Source organism: Rhodococcus sp. P4_F5, assembly GCF_056401315.1.
Window position 1 is genome coordinate 46,013 of sequence record NZ_JBFUJP010000035.1, and the last position, 6,501, is coordinate 52,513.

8 protein-coding genes and 3 tRNA genes are annotated in these 6,501 nt (G+C 69.9%); 6 read left to right on the forward strand and 5 right to left on the reverse strand.

Annotated elements, in window-relative coordinates:
* Positions 1-12: 12 nt before the first annotated feature.
* The gene (locus AC1DU4_RS15520) at positions 13-729 is read right to left on the reverse strand and encodes a cation diffusion facilitator family transporter (protein ID WP_477841260.1); all 717 of its coding nucleotides are present in this window, start codon (positions 727-729) and stop codon (positions 13-15) included.
* A complete protein-coding gene (locus AC1DU4_RS15525) occupies positions 729-1,058 on the reverse strand; it encodes an ArsR/SmtB family transcription factor (protein WP_477841261.1) in 330 nt (109 codons plus the stop codon). Before AC1DU4_RS15525 ends, AC1DU4_RS15520 begins: the two co-directional genes overlap by 1 nt.
* 206 nt (positions 1,059-1,264) lie before the next feature.
* On the opposite strand from AC1DU4_RS15525, the gene AC1DU4_RS15530 reads away from it, so the two are divergent.
* From AC1DU4_RS15530 to AC1DU4_RS15550, 5 genes are all read left to right on the forward strand, one after another.
* Positions 1,265-1,337, forward strand: a tRNA-Gly gene (locus AC1DU4_RS15530).
* 22 nt (positions 1,338-1,359) lie between these two features.
* A tRNA-Cys gene (locus AC1DU4_RS15535) sits at positions 1,360-1,430 on the forward strand.
* A 16-nt stretch (positions 1,431-1,446) separates the two neighbouring features.
* Positions 1,447-1,521, forward strand: a tRNA-Val gene (locus tag AC1DU4_RS15540).
* A 164-nt stretch (positions 1,522-1,685) separates the two neighbouring features.
* Positions 1,686-2,411, forward strand: a complete 726-nt coding sequence (locus AC1DU4_RS15545) for a hypothetical protein (protein ID WP_477841263.1) — start codon at positions 1,686-1,688, stop codon at positions 2,409-2,411.
* On the forward strand, positions 2,408-2,896 hold the full coding sequence (locus AC1DU4_RS15550; protein WP_477841265.1) for an RDD family protein: 489 nt from the start codon (positions 2,408-2,410) through the stop codon (positions 2,894-2,896). The genes AC1DU4_RS15545 and AC1DU4_RS15550 overlap by 4 nt, the downstream gene beginning before the upstream one ends.
* Here the strand turns inward: AC1DU4_RS15550 and AC1DU4_RS15555 are convergent.
* A complete protein-coding gene (locus tag AC1DU4_RS15555) occupies positions 2,886-3,260 on the reverse strand; it encodes a hypothetical protein (protein WP_477841267.1) in 375 nt (124 codons plus the stop codon). The two genes, AC1DU4_RS15550 and AC1DU4_RS15555, sit on opposite strands and share 11 nt — an antisense overlap.
* 1 nt (position 3,261) lies before the next feature.
* Here AC1DU4_RS15555 and AC1DU4_RS15560 point away from each other — a divergent pair, with 1 nt between their 5' ends.
* Positions 3,262-3,846 carry an NAD(P)-dependent oxidoreductase gene (locus AC1DU4_RS15560; RefSeq protein WP_477841277.1) on the forward strand — a complete coding sequence of 195 codons (585 nt, stop codon included), beginning with the start codon at positions 3,262-3,264 and terminating at the stop codon, positions 3,844-3,846.
* Positions 3,847-3,876: 30 nt separating this feature from the next.
* On the opposite strand, the gene AC1DU4_RS15565 is transcribed toward AC1DU4_RS15560, so the two are convergent.
* Together AC1DU4_RS15565 and AC1DU4_RS15570 are read right to left on the reverse strand one after the other, a co-directional pair.
* Positions 3,877-4,935, reverse strand: coding sequence for an alpha/beta hydrolase (locus tag AC1DU4_RS15565; RefSeq protein ID WP_477841269.1), 1,059 nt, complete (start codon positions 4,933-4,935; stop codon positions 3,877-3,879).
* 32 nt (positions 4,936-4,967) lie between these two features.
* Positions 4,968-6,347: a GH1 family beta-glucosidase gene (locus AC1DU4_RS15570; protein ID WP_477841271.1), complete on the reverse strand. Its 1,380-nt coding sequence runs from the start codon at positions 6,345-6,347 to the stop codon at positions 4,968-4,970.
* Positions 6,348-6,501: the final 154 nt, after the last annotated feature.

The window sequence follows — 6,501 nt, forward strand, 5'->3', positions numbered from 1 at the left end:
GGCGATCGCCTGTCAGTCGCAGCAGTCGCAGTCGCGCTCCCCTGCCATCGGCCGCGTGAGCCCCGCATCGACCGGCGTCGGACAGCACGTGTCCCCCTTCCAGGCGCTGCGACCCTCCTTGACGGCGATCACGGCGATCACGAGGGCGGCGACGGGATCGGCCCAAGACCATCCGAAGGCGCTGTTGAGCACGAGGCCGACGAGCAGCACCGCCGACAGGTAGGTACACAGCAGGGTCTGCTTCGAATCGGCGACGGCGGAGAGTGAACCCAGTTCGCGACCGGCGCGGCGCTGAGCCCACGACAGGACCGGCATGACCACCAGGCTCACCGCGGCCAGCACGATCCCCACGGTCGAGTGGCGCGCCTCGCCGAACCCGAACAGCGACCGCACCGCGTCAACGCCGACATAGGCGGCGAGGGCGAAGAACGAGAATGCGATGACGCGCAACGCCACCTTCTCCCTCGCCTCCGGATCACGGCCGGCGAACTGCCAGGCCACCGCGGCGGCGGAGGACACCTCGATCACCGAGTCGAGACCGAAGCCGATCAGTGCGGTGGACGAGACCCGGGCACCTTCACCCAGCGCAATCGCGGCCTCGACCACGTTGTAACTGATCGTGGCCGCGACGAACAGCCGGATCCGACGAGCGAGGACCTGCCTGCGATCCACCGTGGGGCCGACGCCCGCACCCGGGCCGACCGCGGGCAGTCCGAGATTCGAGGACATCAGCAGCACGCCTCGGCGGCCGCGTCGGGGCAGCAGGACGGATCCACCGCGAGGACCAGGCCGATCAGGTCCTCGAGCGCCCGCCCGATCCGCGGGTCGGCCAACTCGTACCGGCTGCGGCGACCCTCCGGAACGGCGACCACGAGCCCGCAGCCCCGCAGGCAGGCGAGGTGGTTGGACAGGATCTGCCGCGACACCCCGATCTTGTCCGCCAGCTCCGAGGGGTATCCGGGCTCCGCGTACAGGCTCAACAAGATCCGGGAACGCGTCGGGTCCGCCAGCGCGAATCCGAATCGCGACAGCGCATCACCGTGTTTCAGTGTCTCCATGGACAAATAGTACAGCTGAATCTGTATACAGATCAAGATGTACCATTCCGGCGAAACCGCCCGCCCCTGCGACGGAGCACCACCGCGCCAGCTCGAATGACGATCCGATTCGCCGCGCTGACCTGGCGATTTCACACCGCGCCCAGAGTGCGCTACTGTTCCTCTCGCACCACGGAGACAGGCCAAGCCCGCCTCCGAGATGCAATGCGGACGTGGCGCAGCTGGTAGCGCACAACCTTGCCAAGGTTGGGGTCGCGGGTTCGAATCCCGTCGTCCGCTCGAGAGGTTGAATCGACCTCACGGTGGAGTGGCCGAGTGGTGAGGCAACGGCCTGCAAAGCCGTGCACACGGGTTCGATTCCCGTCTCCACCTCGCTTTCTGAGGTCCCGCGCGATTAGCTCAGCGGGAGAGCGCTTCCCTGACACGGAAGAGGTCACTGGTTCAATCCCAGTATCGCGCACCACGAACACAGTCAGGGTCCCCGTCCGCGGGGGCCCTTTCCTGTTTCTCCGGGACACATGGTTCCCCAATTCCCACTCCACGGAAAATTCTGCGCCCCACGGCAGGTATCGCACGCCCACGACAGGCCCAGACTGGTAGACAAGAGCGTCCGACGAGGAGGGTCCCATGTCCACTGCACCTGGTGCCGAACCACCGCCCCTCCTGTTGCTGACCTTCGGCGTCGCGGCCCGAACCCTCGACGCCGCCAGCACCGTCGGCCGCGCCGCCCGGGGCGCCGTCCGGGCGGTGCCACTCGTCGGTGCCCGGGTCGACGCCGTCACCGAGAGCACCCTCGCCCGGGGCGAACGGGCGGTCCGGGCGACCGCCGAACTGGCCCGCGCCACGCTGCGCGTCGTCGTGCGCGAGGTGGTGGCCGCCGCCCTGCTCGAGGTGGACCTGACGCGGATCGTCCGGGAGTACGTGGACCTCGACCTGATCGCGGAGGGCATCGACGTCGACGCAATCGCCGGACGGATCGACCTGGACGCGATCGTGCGCCGGCTCGACCTCGACGCGCTGGTCGACACCGTCGACCTCGGTCGGCAGGTCGACCGCATCGACGTCGACGAGATCGCCCGCCGACTCGACATCGACGCGGTGATCGCCCGCATGGACCTGATCGAGCTCGCCGGCAACATCATCGAGGGCGTGGACCTGCCCGACATCATCCGTGAGTCCACCGGATCGCTGTCCTCCGAGGCGGTCCGCGGCGTCCGGAGCCAGGGCATGCAGGCCGACGACGCCGTCGCGGGCTTCGTCGGCCGACTCTTCGGCCGGGACCCCGGCCCGGATGCCGCGCCGCGGGGCGACGACGACGCCGGACACGGCGAATCCGAACCGGGTGTGCGGTGACCGGGCCGCACCCCCACCCGCACCCCCACCCGCACGGTCCGGAACAACGGACGGCAGGCATCGTCACCCGGGTCCTGTGTGCCGCCATCGACCTCGGGGTGGTGCTCACGATGGTCGGCGCCACCTACCTGGGCCTGACCTTCGTCCGGTTGCTGTTCTCGCCGCAGAACTTCACCTTCCCCGAGCCGCACGCACTGCTGTCCGTGAGCACCTCCCTGATGCTGTCGGTGCTGTACCTGACGGTCTGCTGGGCGACGACCGGGCGGACGGTCGGCGCCATCGCGATGGGCCTGCGGGTGGTCACCATCCGAAATCGCAAGCTGCGCTGGACCGTTGCCGCCGCCCGAGCCGCACTGTGCGTGTTCTTCGGGATCGGGCTGGCATGGGTGGCCGTGGACCCGCAACGCCGGTCCCTGCAGGACATCGCGCTGCGGACCCGCGTCGTCTACGACTGGGACCAGAATCCCGAACTCGTCAGCGGGTGACGCCGGCCCCGGCGCGGACCGTCGCCCGGTACATCGCCCCGGATTCGGGCGCGGGAGGCAACGGCGCGACAACTTCCGCCGCGAAGGCCTGGAGCATGAAACCCACCAGCCGACGCCATGATTCGGGGGCATCCTCGCCCGTCGCCGCCACCACACCGGCATTCGCCATCAGCAGCAGCAGCACCAGATCCTGCGAACAGAAGCCCGGGCACAGCCGGCCGGCCTGCTTGGCCCGGTCGATCAGTTCGGCGAACCCGAGATAGGCATCGCTGCGCGCGTGCTCGAACTCGGTCGCGGCGGGGCACGCGGCCATCTTCCCGGCGAACCCCGCTACCGGCGCGATCGGCCGACTGGTCGTCGACAACCTGCTCGAGGCGGGGCACACCGTCACCGCCTACGCCCGCAACCCCGCCAAGGTGCCCGAGCGGTGGGGCGCGCAGGTGCGCGTGGTGGTCGGCGAGATCACCGACGCCGCGGCGGTCGACTCCGCCGTCGCCGGGGCGGACGCTGTCGTCAGTGCGCTCGGTCCGAGCATGGAACGCAAGGCCACGGGCCTGCCGCTCGTCGAGGGCACCGAGCTGATCGTCGCGAGCATGCGGCGCCACGGAGTCCGCCGATACGTCGGCAACGGGACCCCGAGCGTCCTCGACCCCCGGGAGAAGCCGACCGTGCAGACCCGGCTGATCGGCGCGATGGCCCGCACGTTCCTGCCCCGCGCCTACCGGGAGATGCTCGGAATGTCGAACGCGGTCACCGAATCCGGGCTCGACTGGACCGTGGTGCGGTTCATCGCACCCGCCGACGGTCCGGCGGCGGGCGTGCGGAAGGTCGGCTTCTTCGGCGCCGACAGGATCGGCTGGAAGGTCACCCGCGCGGACATCGCGGCCTTCACCGCGGCCCAGGTCGACGGCGACCGCTACGTCGGCGCGGCACCGGCGATCAGCAACTGACCTTCCCGGCGGCCGCCGACCTGTCGGCGACTACGGCTGCATGCCCATCGAGCTGGCGAGCATCGGCCAGGAGTTGTGCAGGTCGTCCTGCCAGTAGCCCCACGAGTGGGTGCCAACCGGCCTGAAGTCGAACGTCGCCGGGATCTTCAACTCCGCCAACCGGTTCGCGAGGTTGTGGGTGCACATGTTCACGGCCGACTCGATGATGCCGCCGACGATCACCTGGTTGGCGAGCGTCGCCGGGCTCCCGTTGACCCCCGGGGCGTCGAGGGTCTCGTGGGGCCCGGGCAGGCCCGACCCCGAGGACACGTACAGCTGTGTGCCCCTCAGCTTCTCGGCGTTGACCACGGGGTCGTTGGCGACCCAGCCCGGACCGTCGAGCGGCCCCCACATGTTGGTGACGTCTCCCCCGCCTCGTCCCTCCACGACGAGCTCGATGAAGGCCTGCCCCTCCGGGGTGCTGGTCTCGGCGCACCCGCTGTAGGCGCCCACACTCCTGTACAGGCCGGGTGCCGCGATGGCCAGGTTGAGCACGGAGGTGGCGGTCATCGAGATGGCGGCAATCGAGTTGACGCCGTCGGTGCCGAACTCGGCGTCGACGATCGGCGGCAGCTCCTTGGTCAGGAAGGTCTGCCACTTGTTGCGGCCCAGTACCGGGTCGTCCTTCTCCCAGTCGGTGTAGTAGCTGAAGGCACCCTCGAGCGGCGTGACGACGTTGACGTTCTTGTCCTGGAAGAAGGACAACACGTCGGTCCGGTCCTGCCAGGTCGCGGTGTCCTCGCCGCCGCCTGCACCGTTGAGCAGGTACAGCGTGGGCCGCGGGGCGCTGGTGTCCGCCGGCAGGATGACCTCGATCGGGATGGTGCGACCCATCGACGCCGAGTACACCTCGGCGGTCACCGTGCGGTCGCCGTTCCTCGTCACCCCGGCGAGGTAGGACCCGGCCGCCGCCTGGGTGACGGCCGCGGCGACGGTGCCCGGCGGGTGGTCCCCGGCCGCCGCGATCGCGGGAGTCAGCAGCATCGGCAGCACTGACACCGTCAGCACCGCCGACGCCACCCGGCCGGGTCCACCTCGTCGAGTCCTCATGCCCGCACCTTTCGACTCCTCGCGGGCGAAACTCAGCGCTGCGCCGCGATCAGGTCCCGATACCAGTAGTACGAGTCCTTCGGCGTCCGCGCAAGGGTCTCGTAGTCGACGTGCACCAGCCCGAAGCGTTCCTGGTAGCCGGCCGCCCACTCGAAGTTGTCGAGAATCGACCACACGAAGTAGCCCCGCACGTCGACGCCGTCGTCGATCGCCCCGCGCAGCGCGACCAGGTGCTCGCGGTGGTAGTCGATCCGGTTCTCGTCCCGGACCCGCCCCTCCGCGTCCGGCGCGGCGTCGTGGAACGAGGCGCCGCTCTCGGTGATGTAGATCGGCGGCAACGCGTCGCCGTAGCGGTCGGCGAAGATCCCGACGATCTCGCGCAGGCCCGCGGGCACGATCGGCCAACCGAAGTCGGTGCGCTCGTAGCCCTCGAGCGCGACCGGCTGGAACGGCATCCCCGGCGGCAGGTCCACCTCGAGCACACCGGTGGAACCCGCGTCCGACGTCGGCGCCGCGATCACCGTCGGTTCGTAGTAGTTGATCCCGAACCAGTCCAGGGGCTGCGAGATGACCAACAGGTCCTCCTCGACCGGCCCCTGCAGGATCGCCGCCAGCTCCTCGGCCGGGTAGCTGCCCCGCAGCACCGGGTCCGCGAAGGTCCAGTTGACGATGTGGTCGTAGATGTCGGCGGCCTCGACGTCCGCCTCGGAGTCGCTGGCCGCGTGCACGGGCGCGTGGTTCGACGCGATGCCGATGTTCGTGCACCCCGCCGCGCGCAGCGCCTGCACCGACAGGCCGTGCCCGAGCAGCTGGTGGTGCGCGGCCTGCAGCGCACCGAACCCCAGTTCCAGCCCGGGTGCGTGCACCCCGAGCGCGTGCCCGTAGAGGGTGTGCACCACCGGTTCGTTGAGCGGCATCCACATGTGGACCCGATCCCCGAGCCGGCGGCCTACGATGTCGGCGTACTCGGCGAGACGCTGGGCGGTGTCTCGGCTGAGCCAGCCCCCGGCGTCCTGCAGCACCTGCGGGAGGTCCCAGTGGAACAGCGTGACGGCGGGCTTGATGCCGGCCGCACAGAGCTCGTCGACGACCCGGTCGTAGAAGTCCAGTCCGGCCTCGTTGACGGCGCCGCTGCCGGTCGGCTGCACCCGCGGCCACGACACCGACAACCGGTACGAGTCCACCCCGAGCTCACGCATCAGCGCGACGTCCTCGCGGTAGCGGTTGTAGTGGTCGATGGCCACCGTTCCGGTCTCACCGCGGACCACCGCGCCCGGGCGCTCGCAGAACTCGTCCCAGATCGATCGGCCCCGGCCGTCGGCGTCGACTGCGCCCTCGATCTGGAACGCGGCCGCGGCCACGCCCCACAGGAAGTCATGTGGGAAGGACGGATTCGTACCGGAAGCAATCATCCGCCGAGTGTGCCCAATTGTTGGACAGGCGTCCAGCCCGGTGTTTCAATTCGTCTACACACCGCCCGCACGGGCCCCGGCGAAAGCACCCCTCGCACATGACGCTTCCCACGCCCGACCGTGACTCGACGCCGCCCACACCCACCCAGCGCAC

Coding starts and splice junctions, on each gene's coding strand:
- AC1DU4_RS15520 (WP_477841260.1), bottom strand. CDS start 729: ATGTCCTCGAATCTCGGACTGCCCGCGGTCGGCCCGGGTGCGGGCGTC.
- AC1DU4_RS15525 (WP_477841261.1), bottom strand. CDS start 1,058: ATGGAGACACTGAAACACGGTGATGCGCTGTCGCGATTCGGATTCGCG.
- AC1DU4_RS15545 (WP_477841263.1), top strand. CDS start 1,686: ATGTCCACTGCACCTGGTGCCGAACCACCGCCCCTCCTGTTGCTGACC.
- AC1DU4_RS15565 (WP_477841269.1), bottom strand. CDS start 4,935: ATGAGGACTCGACGAGGTGGACCCGGCCGGGTGGCGTCGGCGGTGCTG.
- AC1DU4_RS15570 (WP_477841271.1), bottom strand. CDS start 6,347: ATGATTGCTTCCGGTACGAATCCGTCCTTCCCACATGACTTCCTGTGG.